General features: G+C 58.9%; 19 protein-coding genes. 13 read left to right on the forward strand and 6 right to left on the reverse strand.

Going from position 1 to position 19,427, the window contains the following annotated elements:
• The 3 genes from HMPREF3147_RS04075 to HMPREF3147_RS04085 form a co-directional block, all read left to right on the forward strand.
• On the forward strand, positions 1-305 hold a 305-nt coding region (locus HMPREF3147_RS04075), incomplete at its 5' end, for a hypothetical protein (RefSeq protein ID WP_246815723.1).
• Positions 306-469: 164 nt separating this feature from the next.
• Positions 470-1,210: a TVP38/TMEM64 family protein gene (locus HMPREF3147_RS04080; RefSeq protein WP_070444782.1), complete on the forward strand. Its 741-nt coding sequence runs from the start codon at positions 470-472 to the stop codon at positions 1,208-1,210.
• A 37-nt stretch (positions 1,211-1,247) separates the two neighbouring features.
• Positions 1,248-1,820: a MarR family transcriptional regulator gene (locus HMPREF3147_RS04085; protein ID WP_070444784.1), complete on the forward strand. Its 573-nt coding sequence runs from the start codon at positions 1,248-1,250 to the stop codon at positions 1,818-1,820.
• Here the strand turns inward: HMPREF3147_RS04085 and HMPREF3147_RS04090 are convergent.
• Entirely contained in the window at positions 1,817-2,665 is an 849-nt protein-coding gene (locus tag HMPREF3147_RS04090; RefSeq protein ID WP_070444785.1) for a DUF3097 domain-containing protein, read from the reverse strand. The two genes, HMPREF3147_RS04085 and HMPREF3147_RS04090, sit on opposite strands and share 4 nt — an antisense overlap.
• Positions 2,666-2,698: 33 nt before the next feature.
• Here HMPREF3147_RS04090 and HMPREF3147_RS04095 point away from each other — a divergent pair, with 33 nt between their 5' ends.
• Complete coding sequence (locus HMPREF3147_RS04095; protein WP_070444787.1) at positions 2,699-3,466, forward strand: hypothetical protein; 768 nt, start codon at positions 2,699-2,701, stop codon at positions 3,464-3,466.
• On the opposite strand, the gene HMPREF3147_RS04100 is transcribed toward HMPREF3147_RS04095, so the two are convergent.
• From HMPREF3147_RS04100 to HMPREF3147_RS04110, 3 genes are all read right to left on the reverse strand, one after another.
• Positions 3,463-4,581, reverse strand: coding sequence for a ferrochelatase (locus tag HMPREF3147_RS04100; protein ID WP_070444789.1), 1,119 nt, complete (start codon positions 4,579-4,581; stop codon positions 3,463-3,465). The genes HMPREF3147_RS04095 and HMPREF3147_RS04100 overlap by 4 nt on opposite strands.
• 26 nt (positions 4,582-4,607) lie before the next feature.
• Positions 4,608-6,443, reverse strand: coding sequence for a DIP1281 family NlpC/P60 protein (locus tag HMPREF3147_RS04105; RefSeq protein ID WP_070444791.1), 1,836 nt, complete (start codon positions 6,441-6,443; stop codon positions 4,608-4,610).
• Positions 6,444-7,905: 1,462 nt separating this feature from the next.
• Positions 7,906-8,382, reverse strand: a complete 477-nt coding sequence (locus HMPREF3147_RS04110; protein ID WP_070444793.1) for an Rv1476 family membrane protein — start codon at positions 8,380-8,382, stop codon at positions 7,906-7,908.
• Positions 8,383-8,753: 371 nt separating this feature from the next.
• Between HMPREF3147_RS04110 and can the strand changes: the two genes are divergently transcribed.
• From can to HMPREF3147_RS04135, 5 genes are all read left to right on the forward strand, one after another.
• Positions 8,754-11,570 (forward strand): aconitate hydratase, encoded by a 2,817-nt coding sequence (gene can, locus HMPREF3147_RS04115; RefSeq protein ID WP_210384566.1) that lies wholly within the window; start codon positions 8,754-8,756, stop codon positions 11,568-11,570.
• Positions 11,571-11,740: 170 nt separating this feature from the next.
• Complete coding sequence (locus HMPREF3147_RS04120) at positions 11,741-12,313, forward strand: TetR/AcrR family transcriptional regulator (RefSeq protein ID WP_070444799.1); 573 nt, start codon at positions 11,741-11,743, stop codon at positions 12,311-12,313.
• A 234-nt stretch (positions 12,314-12,547) separates the two neighbouring features.
• A complete protein-coding gene (locus HMPREF3147_RS04125) occupies positions 12,548-13,153 on the forward strand; it encodes a hypothetical protein (RefSeq protein WP_246815724.1) in 606 nt (201 codons plus the stop codon).
• A gap of 106 nt (positions 13,154-13,259) precedes the next feature.
• Complete coding sequence (locus HMPREF3147_RS04130; protein ID WP_070444805.1) at positions 13,260-14,042, forward strand: hypothetical protein; 783 nt, start codon at positions 13,260-13,262, stop codon at positions 14,040-14,042.
• A gap of 50 nt (positions 14,043-14,092) precedes the next feature.
• Positions 14,093-14,839 (forward strand): hypothetical protein, encoded by a 747-nt coding sequence (locus HMPREF3147_RS04135; RefSeq protein ID WP_070444809.1) that lies wholly within the window; start codon positions 14,093-14,095, stop codon positions 14,837-14,839.
• Here the strand turns inward: HMPREF3147_RS04135 and HMPREF3147_RS04140 are convergent.
• A complete protein-coding gene (locus HMPREF3147_RS04140; RefSeq protein ID WP_070444811.1) occupies positions 14,836-15,525 on the reverse strand; it encodes an SDR family oxidoreductase in 690 nt (229 codons plus the stop codon). The two genes, HMPREF3147_RS04135 and HMPREF3147_RS04140, sit on opposite strands and share 4 nt — an antisense overlap.
• A 79-nt stretch (positions 15,526-15,604) precedes the next feature.
• Between HMPREF3147_RS04140 and HMPREF3147_RS04145 the strand changes: the two genes are divergently transcribed.
• The 4 genes from HMPREF3147_RS04145 to HMPREF3147_RS04160 all read left to right on the forward strand — a co-directional run bounded on the left by HMPREF3147_RS04145 (position 15,605) and on the right by HMPREF3147_RS04160 (position 18,593).
• Complete coding sequence (locus tag HMPREF3147_RS04145; protein WP_010186707.1) at positions 15,605-15,874, forward strand: ACT domain-containing protein; 270 nt, start codon at positions 15,605-15,607, stop codon at positions 15,872-15,874.
• Between the two features lie 15 nt (positions 15,875-15,889).
• Positions 15,890-17,254, forward strand: coding sequence for a PFL family protein (locus HMPREF3147_RS04150; RefSeq protein WP_070444816.1), 1,365 nt, complete (start codon positions 15,890-15,892; stop codon positions 17,252-17,254).
• A gap of 72 nt (positions 17,255-17,326) precedes the next feature.
• On the forward strand, positions 17,327-18,016 hold the full coding sequence (locus HMPREF3147_RS04155; protein ID WP_070444819.1) for a MerR family transcriptional regulator: 690 nt from the start codon (positions 17,327-17,329) through the stop codon (positions 18,014-18,016).
• Positions 18,009-18,593: a hypothetical protein gene (locus tag HMPREF3147_RS04160; protein ID WP_070445034.1), complete on the forward strand. Its 585-nt coding sequence runs from the start codon at positions 18,009-18,011 to the stop codon at positions 18,591-18,593. Before HMPREF3147_RS04155 ends, HMPREF3147_RS04160 begins: the two co-directional genes overlap by 8 nt.
• On the opposite strand, the gene HMPREF3147_RS04165 is transcribed toward HMPREF3147_RS04160, so the two are convergent.
• Positions 18,590-19,327, reverse strand: coding sequence for a hypothetical protein (locus HMPREF3147_RS04165; protein ID WP_070444822.1), 738 nt, complete (start codon positions 19,325-19,327; stop codon positions 18,590-18,592). The two genes, HMPREF3147_RS04160 and HMPREF3147_RS04165, sit on opposite strands and share 4 nt — an antisense overlap.
• Positions 19,328-19,427: the final 100 nt, after the last annotated feature.

Genomic DNA, 19,427 nt, shown 5'->3' on the forward strand with positions numbered 1-19,427 from the left:
TATCGGTTTATCCACACGAAATGTCCCTTAAGCCTATGAACGCTACTTTTACCTATCTCGATCCTTTCACCGCCCAGCGCCATGTAGTCGAAGCCCCCGAGGGCTCTCAGTATGTTGTGGTTAAACGGCGCGGTGACGCCGTCGTTAATGGCACAGTGATGAGCTTCCACGCCACCCATGCGCAAGCCCGCGATGCGGTCATGAGCGGCCTCACAGAGGAATTGCGGCACGCTGCGGACAACGAACCCGTTTATGTCACCCATGCTCGCTTGCGGGGTGAGTACGCTCGTTACGCAGACTGCTAAGCTGCCGGGCTGCTAGAAGGTTCCGATTCTTCCGCTACGGTCGCCTTCTTCTTCGACGTGCCATAACTGTAAACAGCCTCTATGGGCCCGCAGACACCGCGACTCGCGGGTACGTTGGTGTTCAATGAGGATTTCGGCCTCACTCGGATTAAGCTTGTAGCCCTATGAAAACTGGTTGGGTGCACAGCGTCGGTGACTTTTGTACGTCTTTGGCGCGCTCGGCGTGGCAGACCTGCAGCCGCTGGACGTGGAAGCGTTGGGCGGCGGTAATCCTCACCGGCATGGCGCTGGTGATTCTTGCCGTGCTTGTCGACGTCCCCTCTCTCGCCGCGCTCCGTTCTTGGTCGCAGCACCTCGGGCCGTGGTTTCTCGTCGCCTTTGCCGGCGCCTATATCTTCTTCACGCAGTTCCCCATCCCCCGAACAGTATGGACTTTAGCCGCGGGGCTCCTCTTCGGCCCGTGGCTCGGGCTGGTCATCTCCCTCGTCGCACTGACCATCTCCGCCACTGTTTCCCTGCTGATAATCCGCAGCTTGCTTGGTGAATGGATTCGCCCGCACCTCACGCACCCGGCGGTCTATGCAATCAATGCGCGCCTGGACCGCCGCGGTTGGCTCGCCGTGGCCTCATTGCGGATGGTCGCGGGAGTTCCGTTTTCCTTATTAAACTATGTCGCGGCCCTCACCCCAATTTCGGTCCTGCAGTTTTCCATCGCCACTCTCATCGGTTCGATTCCCACGACCGCTATCGGTGTCTTTTTCGGGGACGCGCTTACCGGTAAGACAAGCCCCTACACCATCGTTGGCTTTGTCCTCGCCGCTGCACTCGGTATCGCCGGACTCATTTTAGACACGCGCTTGCCGCTCGAGCCCGGTATGCAACGACCGGTCAAGCGCAAGGGGTAGACTAAACGTTGTTTCTCACTGGAAGGAGTCTCTCAACGTGCTAGCAGTCCATGCCCGCTACCGCGGTCGCTCGGTGCGCCGCGCCGATTTGGTCCAACGCTCCGCAGCTGCGCTTTCCACGCTGGAGGGCGTCGGTGAATTCGAGGTCCTTGGCGTCGAGGATATTTGCGCCGTTGCCTACTCCTCTTCCGCGGTGTGCGATGTCGTCATGGCACTTCTTGCGGACGGTGACTGGGCCATCGGTATCGGTGTTGTCCCGGGCGAGGGCGCGGGAGATGCCGAGACGCGCGCCGTCGCTACCGCTGCTGTGAAGGGATCAGCACGCGCGGGGCATGTCTACGCCAAGGTTGATCGGCGCGGGCGGGCGCAGGAAGCGCAGGATATTGCAGCGGCCTTCGCTCTCCTCGGCTTCGTACTCACTAAGCGCACGATGGAGGGCCGCGAGGCTACATCCTTGGTGCGCGGAGGACTAAACCAGAATGAGGCCGCCGAGGAATTGGGTATCTCCAAACAGGCTATGTCCCAGCGCCTCCAGGCGGCAGGCTGGGCAGCGGAAACCGCCGGATGTCAGCTCGCGGTGAATCTCATCGACCGAGCGAACTCGAACTAAAGAAGATCTTCTTTGCGCAGCTCGGGCGTCGTGACGAAGTCTACGAGACGTTCTACAGCGCCGATGAGCGTGGAATCGAGATCCCGGAAGGAATTGACGGCATTATAAACACGGCTCCAGCCTTCCTTGGGATCGGACCAGCCCGTTCGCCGGCAGATACCAGTCTTCCAGTCCTCCCCATAGGGAACTTCGGGCCAGGCGCGCAGCCCTAGGCGCTCGGGTTTAACGGCTGCCCAGATATCAATGAAGGGATGTCCGGTCACGAGCACATGCTCGCCCACTGTTTGCGTCAACCGCGTTTCCTTTGAGCCTTCTACGAGGTGATCCGCGAGAACTCCCACGCGGCGCCCAGGTCCTGGCTGGAATTCAGCGAGGCGTTCCTCGAGGTTGTCTAGACCCTCGAGGTATTCGACTACCACGCCCTCTACTCGCAGGTCGTGCCCCCAGACCTTCTCCACGATCGCCGCATCATGGATGCCTTCGACCCAAATGCGCGATGGCGCGGCTACTTTCGCCTCAACGTTCTCAACGCGGCGCGATCCAGAGTTCGACTTTCTGGGCGCTTGCTTCTCGACGTATCTCGTCAGCGTCACCGGCTGCCCCTCTACAAGGAAGCCGCCCTTGACAAGTTTGAATACTCGCTCGGTACCGTGACGATCTTCGAGGCGCACGACTGGCCCCCACGCGGTCTTGTCCACGCCCATCACCGCCCCCACGAAATCGTCTCCGCGAACCTCGACGACCAGCCCCGGTTCTGCGGGCACCTCGGGGTATTCGGTTTTCTTGTTGCGTGCATGTCCGGCGAAAATGTCGCCGCCGTAAGGATCCCGGGAATTCAAGCTCATAGCGGTCTACCCTATCGTCTACACTGTCCAGCCATGGATATGCGCGCCGAAGTCTGGTCCCCCGTACAAAACGTCGCCGTCTGGCTTGGCGCGTGGCTGTGGGGACACGAATCCGCCGATGATTTCCTTGATGCCCTCCGCGAGCTAGGCGGGGAACAGCAGGGAGCGAACGGAGAACCCTTCCTTGATGTTATGTCACGTCTCCGACGCGAAACCATCTCCATTATCGAGCGCGGTGAACGCGAGCCCCTCCTGCGACTCATCCTTTCTGGCCCGGGTGAGGCGCCAGCACTACCGGCGGGTTCGGATTCGGCGCGTGCAGCGGCTAATAATCCGGCCGGCGCTATCGTGGTGCGGACCAACGATAGAGACCGTCATTTAGTATTGGTGCCCTCTTATGCCGACGGCGCCACCCAGTGGATGGTAATTGAGGAAACTGCTGCGCTCCCCTCGCCTGCGTGGCTAAGCCCGGGCGAGGCTGATGCGCTATTGAGCGCCGCAACGAATGAATCCGCAGCACTCATCGAAGCTCTGGGCTACCGCAGCGATGCTCTCCCCAATCCGCGGCTGACGGTGGGAACTCTTAGTGACTTCTATGACACTCCGGGTTTACCCGCTGCGGTACCGGGGCGCGCAGCAAAACTTTTTGCGCGCGCTGATCGCGTCGCGGCCATCATCGAGACAGTGACCGACCGCATCCAGGACCACAGCCTCGATCCACAGCTGCTGCGCCTATGGCGCCACATCCGTCAAGCACGAATGGCTGGCGTGGCCTACGCGCTCACGGATTTCGCGCGTTAATGCGGCTTGTGCAGCGACCAGATATCGCAGCACCCTTCAGCGCAGGGGGCACCATCGACGGTGCAACCTTGGACAGTGACGTCTCCGAGAGAAACGGGCTCGGTTCCCTGCTCCAGCTCATCGATGAGGTCCACGATGAGCGAGGCGAAACGAGTGGTTGGACCAGCGGTGTGGGTGCGATAGACGCTAACCCCCATCTCCTCGGCGGCTTGCTTTAGTTCTGAATCGAGGTCCCAGATGACCTCCATATGATCGGAGATGAATCCGATGGGACACACGACGACGCCATCGACACCGTCCTCCTGGTGGATGAGCGTCGTGTGATCGACGATGTCCGGCTCTAGCCATGGAGTAGCCGGGTTGCCTGACCGCGACTGCCATACAAGGTCATAGTCCTCCACCCCTGCTGCCTCGGCGACGAGACGGGAAGCTTCCGCCACCTGGCGGGAGTAAATGTGCTTATCTCCTTCAGCACCCCCCACTGCATCGTGCGCCGTTGGAACTGAGTGGGCAGTAAACAGCATGCGGGTGCTAGCCAGCTTGTCTTCCGGGACCTGTGCGTAGGCATCTCGGACCGCGGCAGCCATCTCTTCGATGAACTTCGGGTGATCGAAGAACTGACGAAGCTTGGTGAAGGTCATGGCGGGCAAGTTCTTGTCTTCGACGTACTTGCGCAAAGCGACGATGTCTTCGTTGTATTGTCGGCAAGCACTGTAGCCACCCCACGCCGAGGTAGCAAAGACAGCCACGTTGCGCACTCCGTCGGCAGCCATTTTCTCGACAGCTTCTGTTCCGAAGGGATGCCAGTTACGGTTACCAAAGTAAACCGGTAGATTATGTCCGCGAGCCTTGAGCTCCACGGCCACGTTGTCAATAATCTCTCGGTTCAATTCGTTCAAGGGGCTTTTACCACCGAAGTGAAAGTAGTGCTCCCCAACTTCGATAAGGCGCTCGCGCGGAATGCCGCGGCCACGGGTAACGTTCTCCAAAAACGGGACGACCTCCTCGTTTGCTTCCGGGCCACCGAAAGAAAGAACGAGGAGGGCGTCGAATGAAGAGGGCACCGAATCGGTGCTGTGGGCGTTGCCCTGGGCAGTACGCAGTGTGTCAGTCATGCAGCCCAGTCTAGCAACGGGCTGTTCTAGATCAGGCGCACGGCATAGGGTGCCATGCCGCCTTGACGCACAGGGGTAATGCTGACGTTTTGACCAGACTGCGGGGCTTCAACCATCGTGCCATCGCCGAGGTAGATCGCCACGTGTTGGTTGCCGCTTGGGCCGTAGAAGATTAGGTCACCACGCTCCATCTCACTCGGTGCGATCTTGGTCCCCTTCTGGTACTGGTAGCCGGTGTAGTGCGGCAGGGAAATGCCTACTCCTGCAAAGGCATAGAGAACAAGGCCCGAGCAGTCGAAGCCGACCTTGTTGTAGTCACCGTGGGAATCCGCCACGCCGCCGTCACGAATGCCCTGGGTGGGACCGTTTGCATCGCCACCGCCCCACGCATACGGAACACCTACCTGGGACGTCGCGCGCGAAATGACAGTCTCGATCTTTGCCTCACGGGAGGCATCACCCAGAGATTCGGAAGCCTTATCCGTGACGCTATCGGTCGTGTCAAGTGGATCCAGCACACCGGAAACCTCGGACTCCACAGTGTCTTCATCCGAAGTCGCGGAAGCAGAATCGCTAGCCTCCGCGATGCTCGCGCCTTCGCCCTGCAGGGCGAAAAGCTTTGAGGAGCCTTCAACCAAAGCGTCGATCTCGTCCTGGCTCAAGCTGTTGCTGTGGCCTGGCTGAGAAGCGGCGACCAAGGAAGCTACGGTTCCTACCGCGCCAATGCCCAATGCAACCGTCTCAGCATCGATCCCGCTCGGGTCGAAGGAGCTGCCGCTGCCGCCTGAAGTCGCCTCCTCTTCAGCGGAGCTTGCAGTGCTTGTCGACGACAATTCCTGCACGTTCGGATCGTTGGCCACAGTGCTTGCGGCACTCGAGAGCGCATCCATGTCTTCAGCAGAAACGGAGGGCGCAGAGCGTTGTGATTGCAAAGTAGGGTCCTTCGCCTCGGAGGCTGAAGGGCCGGCGGCCGCGACGGAATCGGTCTCTGGGGTCGACTCTGTGGAGTCATCGGCTGGGGCCGTAGTTGTGTCCTGAGTACCGGCCTCCCCCGCTGGCGACAAGGCCTCATCGTTGACGTTCTTTCCGGTCTCTGGACTTGACGAATCGACCACGTCAACACCCTTAGCTTGATTAAGGGCCTTGTGGAGAGATGAGAGTTGAGAGAGAAGGTCCTCGCGCTCGGCCGCAGATTCTTCAATTGAAGCTTCGGAAGCGGAGAGCTGTTCGCGTGCAGCGGACTCAGCATCGGCCGCCTTCTCTGCGCGCTCCTCAGCCAACTGCTGGGTCTTGCGTAGCTGCGACTCCTTGTTGGCCTTCTCCGTGCGCTCCTTTTCCAGATCGCTCACAATGGCCTGTTGCTTTTCTGATTGCGAGCGGAGGTAGGACTGGCGCTCCAACATATCCGATCGGGCATCCTTGCCGGCCGCGTGGGAAACGGCGTCAGAGGTATTTGCTCGGCGGTAGGCAGAGCGTGAGACCTCGTCCAGCTTGGCTTGAGCATCGGCGACGTCTGCCTGGGCATCATCAAGCTCCTGGCGAGCCGTCGCGGTTCCCTGGCGAGCCTGGGCTGCCTTAGTGCGAGCGTCATTGAGATCAACGAGCGCCCGGTTGACGGTTTCACGTTGGATGCCGATTTCGGCCTCCGCTTGCGCGATGCGTTCCTCAATCTGAGCGATGGCGCCGGCGAGGTCAGCGATGGAAGGACTATCAGAGGACAGCAGTGACTCAATATTGAGCCGCTCAGGCTCCTCCGCCACTGCAGGAGCGAGCGAAGAAGCGGTAGACAAGGCTGCGGTGGTCGCAATGGCAGCGAAAGCTGCCTTGAAACGCCGGAAGCCAAATGACGATGTGGTGGCCACGAGAGTTATCTCCTAGGCACCTACCTCATTGGAACTGTCATGCGTGTCGTGCAGACATGCGTGCCGGACATCGAGCGGTACAGGCAACGAGTCAGCCAGGCAAACGGTAGTTAAGGCACGCAAAGTGCGCATAGCTAGCTCGGTCTTCCCGCAGGATGTTACGACGACGGCTACGTCCAAAGGAATAAGTGGAACCGAAAAGGCTGGCACCCGGTGCTGGCCGGGGTATGCCCACGCGGGTTGCCCTAGATGATTACGAGCAACTTCACGACAATATAGGTCGAATAAGTTGGGCTGCACCATCACTGACACGGGGCAACACGATACTGCGCGGCGTCTCGTGTGTGCACCAACATCAAGCCGGACCGCTTTATAAAAGCAAATCAGACTGCGCACTCGCGGGCTCGTTTGCTCCGCATAGAGCGCGCTTAAATATGACTGCGCGATCCGGCGATGAGGGGGCACACACCCTAATCTGGCGATAAGACCTATGTCGGTTCCTCCTCGCTCGGCGCCGCGCTCATGGAAGGGTCGCGTCTCGCACCAATAGTGGCGCACGCGCAAGCCCTCGTGGCTGGCACCCAACCGGAAACCGATGGAACCCAGGCCGACGCAGCCCTCAAAAAGGCATGCGTATGAAGTGTATGAAGCCTCTTCCACTCGGGAGGTAGGTGTTTCGATATCTAAAAAAATTTGAACACTGGTACCGACTGCGCCGAGCAAACTGTACTGCTATGCGCATCAACATAGTGGTGCGACGGTCATCCACCAGGCGGTGAACCTCAACAGTTCCCTTCGCTCGTGGCGTGCTTCCCCACATACCCGTGCGACAAATCAGTTGAGAGTCAAGGCTTGGTCCATGAACGTATGGAGCAATAGTCAACCCGTGAGTCGATACGTGAACCATACGTCACCGACACGCCTTCTCGCACACTTTCCCCATCTTTCACATAAGCCACGCATGACCACACGGCGTTACAGGCGCACCTAACCTGCAATGACATTGTTACGAAGGTGTGACTGTGATGTTGCTCACTCTACCCTCGGCCCTCACCTGTCCTGCCCATCGGGCACCGCCCCTTTGTCGCGTCCCAAGCCTTGCCTTGCGCCTTTCTCTCTTCGGGGGCGAGTTCCTAGCGGCACACCATTCGGAGGGTGCTTGAGGAGGCGGCACTTGCGTGCGAGACCCCATTAGCCTTTCGCCCTTCGAGCTCTGCCTCGCGGCGTCAGCTTCGACCTCGGGATCGCCCGCCCGCCGGCCGGAGATTTCACCCTCCAGCGGGACGAGAAATTGCCCGCCCTGCGCCTGTCTCAAGTCTCGTGGCACACCTAGCTTTGGAAGGCTCGAAAGCCTAGCGGCAACCACTCCCCCGGCGAAAAATCAAGTCTTAGTGGTTGATTTTCGCCACTTCCCTACTCCCCCGCACTGAAGGCCGGCGCGTGTTGGTCGGCGTCTTCTCGCCTAGTGATCGGCTGGTTCAACCTCCGTGGCGGCTGCCCGGAAACTCGCCCATCCAGCGACCGCCGCAACGGTGAACGCGACCGCAAAAATCAACAACCACGGCACGGAGAACTGATCTGCAACGGCATAAAAATCATTAAGCAGGGTTACCTGATCGAGTCCGGTGGGAAGCGAATCTTCGGCCGCCTCTAGGGCTGCCCGGTCATAAGAATTACTGACCGCGGACACCCGCATGGGTGCCTGGAGAATTACTGTGTCAAGTCCCGTTTGCTCTTGAAGGGTTGTGGCCAGATCGCGGAGATCTGGAATTTTCTCCGGAAAAACATCAACGACAGCAATGCCGTGGTTGGGTTGGAGGGATTCTGCGATGTGGGTCTGGAGGTCGTCGTCAAGCGCTAGTTCTGGATTGGAGAATGCCACGCCATCGGCCGAGAGCTGATCGGCGATGTCATCTACGTCTACTCCCGCAGGAATCATTCGCCTCTCCTTAATCTCTAGCCTCAATGAACATTGGGACCTTGATCGCTGTGCTTGGCGTCACGGCTCGTCACGCTCATTTCTTTGGCGGGGGCGTTTCCCCCCTGCTGCTCCCGACTGAGCCTAAACCGTGCAGTGCGGTTGACGTGGGCGACTCGCCGCTACCCCCGAAATGTAGGAAACAGAACGCTCGTACTGTTATGCTGGTGTCAACCGAGGGTTCTTACATCTACAATAGATACGGAACATTAGCGTTCTGAGACTGTCGAAATTCCTGGCTCCAGTTGGCTGCTAGGGCATGACGGCAAATTCGATGAACCTTCGACCAGTGTTCGATAACCCACAAGCAAAAGCAAGGAATGGAGCTCCTTATGACTGAAAGCCTGAACTCCTTCGGCGCCAAGAAGACTCTTGAGGTCAACGGTAAGTCTTATGACTACTTCGACATCAACGCAGTCGAGGGCCTGGAGAAGCTTCCTTACTCCCTCAAGGTGCTGGCTGAGAACCAGCTGCGCTACGAGGACGGGAAGAACGTAACCAAGGATCACATTAACGCTTTGGCGAACTGGGATCCCTCCGCTGAGCCGGATACCGAGATCCAGTTCACCCCGGCCCGTGTTCTTATGCAGGACTTCACCGGTGTCCCCTGTGTGGTGGACCTGGCAACCATGCGTGAAGCTATCACCGCCCTCGGCGGCAAGCCGGACCAGGTGAACCCGCTCAACCCGGCTGAGATGGTTATTGACCACTCCGTCATCGTCGAGGCCTTCGGCTCCACCGAAGCTCTAGAGAAGAACGTTGAGATCGAGTACGAGCGCAACCAGGAGCGTTACCAGTTCCTGCGCTGGGGTGCTGAGAACTTCTCCAACTTCCGCGTTGTTCCTCCGGGAACCGGTATCGTCCACCAGGTCAACATTGAGTACCTCTCCCGCGTTGTCTTCGACAACGACGGTGTTGCTTACCCGGATACCTGTATCGGCACTGACTCCCACACCACCATGGAGAACGGCCTGGGCATTCTGGGCTGGGGCGTCGGCGGCATCGAGGCCGAGGCTGCAATGCTGGGCCAGCCGGTGTCCATGCTGATCCCCCGCGTCGTGGGTTTCAAGCTCACCGGCGAGATTCCGACCGGTGTGACCGCAACCGATGTGGTTCTGACCATCACCGAGATGCTGCGTCAGCACGGCGTCGTTCAGAAGTTTGTTGAGTTCTACGGCAATGGCGTGAAGTCGGTGCCGCTGGCCAACCGCGCCACCATCGGCAACATGTCCCCCGAGTTCGGTTCTACCGCCGCGATCTTCCCGATCGACGAGGAGACCATCAAGTACCTCGAACTCACCGGCCGCCCGCAGGAGCAGATCGACCGCGTCGAGGCATACGCCAAGGCGCAGGGTATGTGGCTGGAGCAGGACGCTCCGGAGGCAGAGTACTCCGAGTACCTCGAGCTGGACCTGTCCACCGTTAAGCCCTCTATCGCCGGCCCGAAGCGCCCGCAGGACCGCATCCTCCTCTCCGAGGCCAAGGAACAGTTCCGTAAGGATCTGCCGACCTACGCTTCCGGCGAGGTTGTTGCAGACGAGTCCACCATCGAGGCGAAGCGCATGACCGCTGAGGGCGCCGACGAGAACTCCCTCGTCGACGTGACCGGTGGCCTGAACAAGTCTCGCGCTGGTGAGGGCGAATCCGCAGCCAAGGGTGGCTCCGGCCGCCAGTCCAACCCGGTGACTGTCACCTCCCCGAACGGCGGCGAGTACACCTTGGACCACGGCATGGTAGCCATCGCTTCCATCACCTCCTGCACCAACACCTCCAACCCGTCCGTCATGGTCGGCGCAGGCCTCATCGCCCGCAAGGCGGCCGAGAAGGGCCTGAAGTCCAAGCCGTGGGTTAAGACCATTTGTGCTCCGGGTTCCCAGGTTGTGGATGGCTACTTCCAGCGCGCAGACCTCTGGAAGGATCTGGAGGCCTTGGGCTTCTACCTCTCCGGTTTCGGCTGCACCACCTGTATCGGTAACTCCGGCCCGCTGCCGGAGGAAATTTCCAACGCCATCAACGAGCATGACCTGGCTGCTACCGCGGTGCTGTCCGGTAACCGTAACTTCGAGGGCCGCATCTCCCCGGACGTCAAGATGAACTACTTGGCTTCCCCCATCATGGTCATCGCCTACGCTATTGCCGGCACCATGGACTTCGATTTCGAGACCCAGCCGCTGGGCCAGGATCAGGATGGCAACGATATCTTCCTCAAGGACATCTGGCCTTCCCCGCAGGAGATTGAGGACACCATCCAGCAGGCCATCTCCCGCGAGCTCTACGAGGCGGACTACGCCGACGTGTTCAAGGGCGATGACGCATGGCGCAGCCTGGACGTTCCGGAGGGTGAGACCTTCAAGTGGAACGAGGACTCCACCTACATCCGCAAGGCACCGTACTTCGACGGCATGCCAACTGAGCCGGAACCGGTTCAGGACATCAAGGGCGCTCGTGTTCTGGCTAAGCTCGGTGACTCCGTAACCACCGACCACATCTCCCCTGCTTCCTCCATTAAGCCGGGCACCCCGGCCGCTCAGTACCTGGATGCCAACGGTGTGGAGCGCCAGGACTACAACTCCCTGGGTTCCCGTCGTGGTAACCACGAGGTCATGATGCGCGGTACCTTCGCCAACATCCGCCTCCAGAACCAGCTGGTCGACGTCGCCGGTGGCTACACCCGCGACTTCACCCAGGAGGGCGCACCGCAGGCCTTCATCTTCGATGCTTGCGAGAACTACAAGGCAGCCAACATCCCGCTGGTTGTCCTTGCCGGCAAGGAGTACGGCACCGGTTCCTCCCGTGACTGGGCTGCTAAGGGCACCAACCTGCTTGGTGTGAAGGCCGTCATCACCGAGTCCTTCGAGCGCATCCACCGCTCGAACCTCATCGGTATGGGCGTCATCCCGCTGCAGTTCCCGGAGGGCAAGTCCCACGAGTCTCTGGGCCTGGACGGCACCGAGACCTTCGATATCGAGGGCATTGAGGCTCTTAACGAGGGCGGCATTCCGAAGACGGTCCACGTGACCGCTACCAAGGAATCCGGCGAGACCGTTGAGTTCGATGCCAAGGTTCGCATCGACACGCCTGGTGAGGCCGACTACTACCGCCACGGCGGCATCCTGCAGTTCGTTCTGCGCCAGATGGTCAAGGCCTAAACCAGCCTTGTCCCGCATGCGGGGACGCCGACTACGGATAGCCCCGCATAACTAGGCAAAAGGCCAGCTAGCAACAACGAGTGCTGGCTGGCCTTTTCTATTTCCTAACCTTTACGTATTTTCATCACCTGATTATCCCCCGCCGTGCTATAAGGAGCGAGATTCCAGCCATGCCGATTATGAGCGACTCCGAACTTCATCGCCGCCGCAACGACATCCTGGTTGGGGCACGAAAATGCTTTGCGGAGCACGGCTATGACGGTGCTACAGTCCGCCGCCTTGAAGAAGCCACGGGCAAATCGCGTGGGGCTATCTTTCACCACTTCGGCGATAAAGAGTCTCTCTTTTTGGCCCTGGCCCGGGAAGACGCGGCCCGCGAGGCCGAGGTTGTGGCAAATAACGGTCTGGTTGAGGTTATGAGCGAGATGCTGCGCCACCCTGAGCGCCACGACTGGTTGGCCACTCGCCTGGCCGTTACCTCGATGCTGCGCACCGATCCGTCTTTCGCCGCTCGGTGGCACGAAGAGCAAGAAGTTCTGGATAAGGCGGTACGCGCTCGCTTGGAATCCAACGCCGAAAAAGGTCGCCTGCGCGATGACGTCTCCATCGATACCCTCGTGACGTACCTAGAGACTTTCATGGACGGCTTCATCAACCGCCTCGCGCTGGGAGACACCAAGAACCTAGACCAGGTGTTGAGTTTGGTAGAACAATCGATTCGCGGCTCCCGCGCCGAGCACTAAGCGATTAACGCTCAGTGGCGGAGTGTGATTGACGCTACACTATGGCGTATGCACCATACTCCCCTACAGCTTCCGCGGACGCAGTGTGGAATTAGTCTAAACGCCACACCCCGGCTTGCTCCGAAAGAACAGCGCGCCCACGATGCTCAGCCGAGCGCGCGAATAGATAATTCAGGGCTCCGCGAGGTCATCGAGGATGCTGGACCGCTGCCAGGGCGTCTGAGACCCAGTGACGTGGCTTCCTGGATTTTTATAACTATCGTGGTGCTCTTCGTATGCGGCATGGCGTTCACTTTTATTTACGATTTCCTCGGCCCAGCGCGACATGTCATTTCACAGTTTCGGCTCATCTCTTTCATTCCCGTCTTCCCTTTACTGATCATCCTGATCATCGTGGGGATTGGCTTGAGACGCGTGGTCATGAAAGTCAGCCGTTCTCGGCGTCTGCGCACTGCATGGCGCAACGGCTGGGTAGAATACCGTCCTGCTCTCATCGGTGAGTTGGTGTACCTACGCAGCAAAACCGTAGGCCCCGACGACCGTGAACGAACCTATTTTTATTACTCGGCGCCCCTTCTGCTCCTCCAGCCAGACGGCACACTAGCTAGAGCCATGTCCGGTGAGTTCCGCGCTGCAAATCCGAACTGGCTGAGATCGCGGGGCACTGCTATTGCCGAAGGATCCCGCTTAGCAACCGTGGACTCCACGAATAGCAATGGATGGACCGTCGCTGCTTACCGCACCGACGGGACGAGTTCAGAAGCAGAACTTTCGTGTGGCCTCACCGGGCGCCAGGTAGAAGCCGTTCTCTCCTTCGCCGAACAGCGCTGGGTGCGCTAAGGCCGCTCTTTCATTGGGGTCAGCCCGCCGCCCCACACGGGTCCTGCTCCCCATTGGATGTTGAACCGACGATCAAGGCAGCTCCAAGCCCTTTACACTGTGATCCATGACGCAATCTTCTATTCAATTGCCTCGGTCACCGCTGAAATTTGATGCATCCAGCGCCGACTCCCTCGCGCCTAAGGAGCTAAAGGAGCACGATCAGCAGCCCAACCCCAACGTAGATCGCAGCGGCATACGCGAAGCTATCGATAGCGTCGGGCGACCGATCGGCCAAACGAATCTCGGCATGACCATCGCTGGATTCATTGTCATCTCCATGGGAGCCACGTCCCTGTTCTTCTCAGTGACGCATGCGCTTTTCCTCTTTGTCCTTTTTCCAGGCGCAGATGGAACCATCGGCGGGATACCGATAGCCAGCATTATCATCGCGCTCACCGCACTGGTATTCATCCTTATCGGAGTTATGGTCATGCGAGGGCGCTGGGGATCCACGACGCGGCTGCGCACTGCGTGGGCGAATGGATGGATTGAGTACCGCCCCGCATTGATCGGTGAGCTGGTTTATAAGCGTCGCGTCGATTACAACGACACCACCGATTACTACTACACCGCCCCGATATTGATTTTGCAGCCGGACGGCTCATTGACAAAGAGCAGGACAGCGGAGTTCATTGCTCCGAATCCGAACTGGCTGAAGCTGCGTGGCCGGTTGCTCACCGACGGTCCCCTCGTCGCCACCGTCGACTTCAACCACAATAACGGCTGGAGTGTGGTGGGATACCGCGCCGACTCGGATAATCCGCAACTAGAACTCCAGCATGGTCTGCGCAAGAAGAACATCGAGGCGGCGCTGTCTTTTGCCGAGCAAAACTGGGTAAAAGGTTAATGCTCAACGATTTACAGTCTAGACTGGCCGCCTTCTAGGAGCCGATAAGAATGCCTCAACACTACATAGCCCCTTTCGACTTTCCCGACCATGAATACAATGAAAGGCTGATTCCTCGAAGTCATCGGTCAGTTTCTTCTCCCAACCCCTCGCCAGCAACTAGCGCCATCACGCGTGCAATCGCAACAGCAGGTCCACTTCCTGGCGGGAAAACGCTTGAAAATAAAGAACTTCGCACGCGCATTGTGGTGGCAGTAATACTCTGCGCCATGGCGGTTCCAATCCTTATTTTTGAAGATCTGTCCTTCAGCTCCGGATGGCAGGGATTGGCCGCGGCATTCTTCGCTGTCTTGTTCGTGGTTACAGCAGCTAGAAATCTGTGGTCAATACGCAGCTCGACATGGGGTGCGCGCCGGATACGTACCGCCGCAGAAAATGGATGGATAGAGTATTATCCCGCATTGCTCAGCGAGATCTGGCAGACCGGCCAATACGTCCCAGAATATGAACCCACCCAGTACTATTACAAAGCGAAAGTGCGCCTTTTCCTTCCCGATGGCACTATTCACGACATCATCAGCGATGAGTTTGCGTCTCTCACTTCTCCACGGGCCTTCCGCGAACAGGGCATCGGCGTGGTGCGTTTTCAAAGCAAGGCCATCTTTGAGCGCACCACGGGGTGGTACATTGCCGCTCACTTATCCACAAAGCCACTACGCTTTGCAAGCCTGCGTCATGGACTCAGCCGCGAGCAAGTAATAGCCGGGCTTAACGCCGCCGCATCCTCTGCTTCCTAGATGTCCTTAACGTCGCCGTCACCATCGATGAACTCTAATGGCGAGGCTGGGAAGGTCTCGCGGCGAGCCACCTCAGCGACAACCTCGGCCACAAGCTCCCGGGAAGTCGTCATATCGCTCGTGCGCTCAGCATCGCTATCGAGCACAGTGATGCCCTGAGAAGGCTCTTCCGTGAGCGCCGCAGGACCCAGAATGAGGTAATTGAGATCGGTCGAATTGAGCTTATTGTCTACGGCCTTCTTGGACTCTACGTAGGCATACCACTTCTCGTCCGCGGGATCGGTGGTATTGGTCGTGGCACCCATGTAGGAAATCATCACGTAGGCCGGGGTGCGCTTTCCCTCCTCCGCTAGCTTCTCCAAACCAGCGATGGAGGCAAGTGCAGCATCGCGGTCCACTGCCCACGTAACTTCCGCGCCAGCGCGGCCACCGTTTCCGGCACCCCACACGACGACGTCATAGTCAGCCAAAAGCTCTACCCAGTCTTCAACAGAAAGCTCGGTGAGATCGCGCACCACTGCAGTGGCGCCGAGGGCTTCAACATCAGCGACCTGGTCGGGGTTACGGATAAGGGAATGGACGGTAAGATTGGCGTCGACAAGCTTGGGCGCCGCTAAAAGCCCAACCTTGCCATGGCCGCCGATGTACAGAACCTTCTTGCGTGCAGTTGTTGTCGTATCAGTCATGAGCGCCACCGTACGCGCTGTCTGATATCTCTGCAGGACCCCAGGACAGCTGGAAAAACCTACAGGCTACAATCTAGTCATGATCGCCATCATGACTGTTACCGGTGTCGATAACACCGGCATTATCTCCGCCGTGTCCACCGCCCTCGCAGAGCTTAACGTCAATATCGTTGATGTCTCCCAGACCCTCATGTCTGAGTACTTCACCATGATCTTGCGCGTCGAATTCGATGAGAACGAAGTCAGCATCCAGCAGCTCCAGGAACGGATGAACACCGTCGGTGAGTCCATCAAACAATCCATCCGCGTGCAGTCGGAAGCGCTGTTCACCGCAATGAACGAAATTTAGGGGCGATAACCAGTCATGCTTAACCGCTTCAATACCGCCAGCATTCTCGACACCATCGAGATGATCGAGAAATACCGTCTCGATATCCGCACCGTCACCATGGGCATTTCGCTGCTCGGCTGCACGCGCTCCACCATGGAAGCCACCGCTGAGGCTGTCTACGACCTCGTGACCACCCGCGCCGCACAGCTGGTTGAGGTGTGCGAGGGAATCGAGGCCGAGCTCGGCATCCCGATCGTCAACAAGCGCATCTCCGTCACCCCAATCGCGCTCATCGTGGCCGGCGTCGAAGGAAACCCCGTAGACGTCGCCCGCGCGCTCGACCGTGCGGCAGCCGCGACCGGCGTCGACTTCGTTGGCGGCTACTCCGCGCTCGTTGAAAAGGGCGCTACCACTGCTGAAAAGGCCCTGATCCGATCCATCCCGGAAGCCCTCGCAGAGACGAACCTCGTCTGCTCCTCGGTGAACATCGCTTCCTCCCGCGCCGGCATCAACATGAATGCCGCGGCCCAGATGGGACGCATCATCAAGGAAGCAGCCGAGCTGACCAAGGACCGCAGCGCTATCGGTTGCGCCAAGCTCGTGATCTTCTCCAACTCCGTGGGCGATAACCCCTTCATGGCCGGCGCTTTCCACGGTATTGAGGAGCCGGACTGCGTGGTTTCTGTTGGCGTATCCGGACCCGGTGTCGTCGATCGCGCGCTCGGCTCCCTTGAGGGAGCCACCCTCAATGAGGTCGCCGAGGAAGTCAAGAAGGCAGCCTTCAAGGTAACTCGCGCCGGCCAGCTCGTGGGTTCCATGGCTTCTCAGCGCCTCGGTGTCCCCTTTGGCATCATTGACCTCTCGCTTGCTCCCACCGCGGAACTGGGTGACTCCGTCGCACACATCCTGGAGCATATGGGGCTGGATCAGGTGGGCACGCACGGCACCACGGCAGCGCTCGCGTTGCTTAACGACGCCGTCAAGAAGGGCGGCATGATGGCCTGCTCCCGCGTGGGTGGTCTGTCCGGTTCCTTCATCCCGGTTTCTGAGGACAAGGGGATGATCGATGCGGTGCGCTCTGGCGCTATCTCCATCGACAAGCTGGAGGCCATGACCTCGATCTGCTCTGTGGGCTTGGACATGATCGCCATTCCGGGCGATACCTCTGCGGAGACCATCGCCGGTATGATCGCGGACGAAGCCGCCATTGGCGTGATGAACCATAAGACAACCGCCGTGCGCGTCATCCCTGCTCCAGGTACCAAGGCTGGCGACGAGGTCAACTTCGGCGGCCTTCTGGGCTACGCCCCGGTCATCCCGGTTAATGAAGTGGGCAACTCCACCTTCATCAAACGCGGTGGCTTCATCCCGGCGCCGGTGCACGGTTTCCGCAACTAAGGAGAACACCACACGGAGCAATGCGCACCGAGCACTTGACCCTCACACAATGTGAGGGTTTAGCTTTATCCTATGAAGATATCGGACGTCGCCGCGGTCGCTGGTTGCTCAGTGCGCTCCGTGCGCCATTTGCACGAAACGGGCGCGGTTCCTGAACCCGCACGCACCAGCGGAAACTATCGCGACTATTCTGTCTCTGACCTGGCTTCGGTGCTGCGAGCGCGTGCACTTATCGACGCCGGCGTTCCCGTCGCTGATGTCTCATCTCCTGATGCGGTCGAGCGCTCGTTTAACATGCTGGATGAGCGCATTGCTCGGCTGCAACAGCAGCGAGAACGTTTGCGTGCCCTTTCTCAAGCCCCCAAAGGGACACCAGAGGATATCCGTGACTCCCTCAGCCAGGTCATCGAGGATCCGGCAATGCTTCAACTCGAACTGGATTCCTGGGATCTCATTGCACTTACCGGAGTCGCTACATCAGCCACCTGGAAACAGCTACGACAGAACCTCGCCGACGACCATTGCCTTGCAGCTCTCCGCGAGGCTGAAATGTTGTGGCGAGAGCTTGGCTCGCTGTCTCCGCATGATTGTGAGGTCGCGCGTATCATCGAGAAGATGCGCTACCTGGGGGAACACGGGTTGATGCGAGGAATCTATCCCACCTTGCGACCTGGTAACGCTCCGCTGACCGTGGCTGATGCTCCGACTACTGGTGCGCAAGGTGTAGCGCTCAAAGCTTTGGTAGGTGGCTCAGGTGGCTAGTATCTGGCGATTTGTGGAGAAACATCCTGGATTTCGCCTAGCCAAATATGAATTGGGCCTCTACCACGATCTGTGGCGCTGGATGCGGGGCCAGACGTTGGTCCCCGCCGGAGCGGTGGCACTTCCCCACCCTCCGGGCAGGCTACAGATGCTCGGCTTCGTCACTGCGGTGCTGGTGGTTGAAATGGTGGCCGTTCACTTTCTACTCCCTGTGGGCGTTCTACGAATTCTGGCGTTGCTGCTGTCGCTGTGGGCCATCATCTTTGTGTGGGGCTTGATCGCTGCTGAACGTATTCGACCTAGCTATGTCACCAACGAACTCACAGTTTTGCGGCGCGGAAAAACTGTCTTCGTTAAGGTACCGATGGTTCTTGTCCGTAGCAGGCGGGCAGACCGAACATTCGAATCAGCGGTTGTTATAAACAAAGGTGAACTAACTGTAGGTGGCCCAGCTGGAACCGATACCATCCTTGACCTCAGTGAACCCGTCCAGGCATCACCGGACCGCTACCCATGGCAGCGCGCTCACCCAAAGGAGGTAACGAAGGTGCGCTTTTATGGTGCTATTTCTTGCTAATTACTGGCGTTGCGAAGTTCTTCTTCAATCTCCGCAATCATCGGCAACACGAGATCCGCACGTTCAGCGTCAATTCCCCACTTCTCCGGTTCACTGCGGACCATGTCAGCTGTGGCCGTAAGAAAGTGGGCGAAATTTTCGACTACGGCACGGCTATTGTTGCGTATGCCTTCGGTGAGCACGGTAGTGCTCAGCCGTTCGGTCCAAATTTCGAGGATATGCGGCGAGGTACTCTTGGCAATCGTGGTGCAGGCCGCACGCGCTAAGCGGATGCTCTCATCGTCATGCCACACTCCTCCGGGCGCGCGAAGGCGGCACGAGATGATCGCCGCACCTTCGACAGCCGGGATCATTCCTATGCGAACACAGGTTTCTACGTAGTCAGCGCCGTAGCCGACGGCCATGATAGGACCAATGTCTTTGACGATGCCGCGTGTGTCCTCCTCTGTGACATACCACGCGCGGAAGGTGAGGTAGTCCTCGTAGTGGAAGTGGCCTGCTTCCGCGAGCACATTCAGCAACTGAGCGGACAAAGCCTTGGTCCACACCTTGCCTGTACGCAAGTAACCGGTGAGGCGCTCCCGAATCTGGCCGAGATGGCTGTCCCACTGGCCTGACTCAATGCCTTCTTTCAATTCGGTATAGGCCCAGTCCACTCGTACTTCAGGGCGCTTGCTCACCAATCCGGTGAGCAAAGGTTCGATGACGGAATCTAGGGTCGCGGCGGTGCTCATGGTCTCTTCCTCTCCAGCGGCGGCGCGAAAGGGTCTTACCACTTCTAGACCCTGTGCGTGGGAAGCGGAAGGACCCAAGAGAAGAGTCTTGAGCGGTGTG

Source organism: Corynebacterium sp. HMSC05D03, assembly GCF_001807205.1.
Taxonomy (GTDB): Bacteria; Actinomycetota; Actinomycetes; order Mycobacteriales; family Mycobacteriaceae; genus Corynebacterium; species Corynebacterium aurimucosum.

Excerpts from the sequence above, each read along its gene's own strand:
- HMPREF3147_RS04080 (WP_070444782.1), top strand. The coding sequence starts at position 470 with ATGAAAACTGGTTGGGTGCACAGCGTCGGTGACTTTTGTACGTCTTTG.
- HMPREF3147_RS04090 (WP_070444785.1), bottom strand. The coding sequence starts at position 2,665 with ATGAGCTTGAATTCCCGGGATCCTTACGGCGGCGACATTTTCGCCGGA.
- HMPREF3147_RS04095 (WP_070444787.1), top strand. The coding sequence starts at position 2,699 with ATGGATATGCGCGCCGAAGTCTGGTCCCCCGTACAAAACGTCGCCGTC.
- HMPREF3147_RS04100 (WP_070444789.1), bottom strand. The coding sequence starts at position 4,581 with ATGACTGACACACTGCGTACTGCCCAGGGCAACGCCCACAGCACCGAT.
- HMPREF3147_RS04110 (WP_070444793.1), bottom strand. The coding sequence starts at position 8,382 with ATGATTCCTGCGGGAGTAGACGTAGATGACATCGCCGATCAGCTCTCG.
- can (WP_210384566.1), top strand. The coding sequence starts at position 8,754 with ATGACTGAAAGCCTGAACTCCTTCGGCGCCAAGAAGACTCTTGAGGTC.
- HMPREF3147_RS04120 (WP_070444799.1), top strand. The coding sequence starts at position 11,741 with ATGCCGATTATGAGCGACTCCGAACTTCATCGCCGCCGCAACGACATC.
- HMPREF3147_RS04130 (WP_070444805.1), top strand. The coding sequence starts at position 13,260 with ATGACGCAATCTTCTATTCAATTGCCTCGGTCACCGCTGAAATTTGAT.
- HMPREF3147_RS04135 (WP_070444809.1), top strand. The coding sequence starts at position 14,093 with ATGCCTCAACACTACATAGCCCCTTTCGACTTTCCCGACCATGAATAC.
- HMPREF3147_RS04140 (WP_070444811.1), bottom strand. The coding sequence starts at position 15,525 with ATGACTGATACGACAACAACTGCACGCAAGAAGGTTCTGTACATCGGC.
- HMPREF3147_RS04145 (WP_010186707.1), top strand. The coding sequence starts at position 15,605 with ATGATCGCCATCATGACTGTTACCGGTGTCGATAACACCGGCATTATC.
- HMPREF3147_RS04150 (WP_070444816.1), top strand. The coding sequence starts at position 15,890 with ATGCTTAACCGCTTCAATACCGCCAGCATTCTCGACACCATCGAGATG.
- HMPREF3147_RS04155 (WP_070444819.1), top strand. The coding sequence starts at position 17,327 with ATGAAGATATCGGACGTCGCCGCGGTCGCTGGTTGCTCAGTGCGCTCC.
- HMPREF3147_RS04165 (WP_070444822.1), bottom strand. The coding sequence starts at position 19,327 with ATGAGCACCGCCGCGACCCTAGATTCCGTCATCGAACCTTTGCTCACC.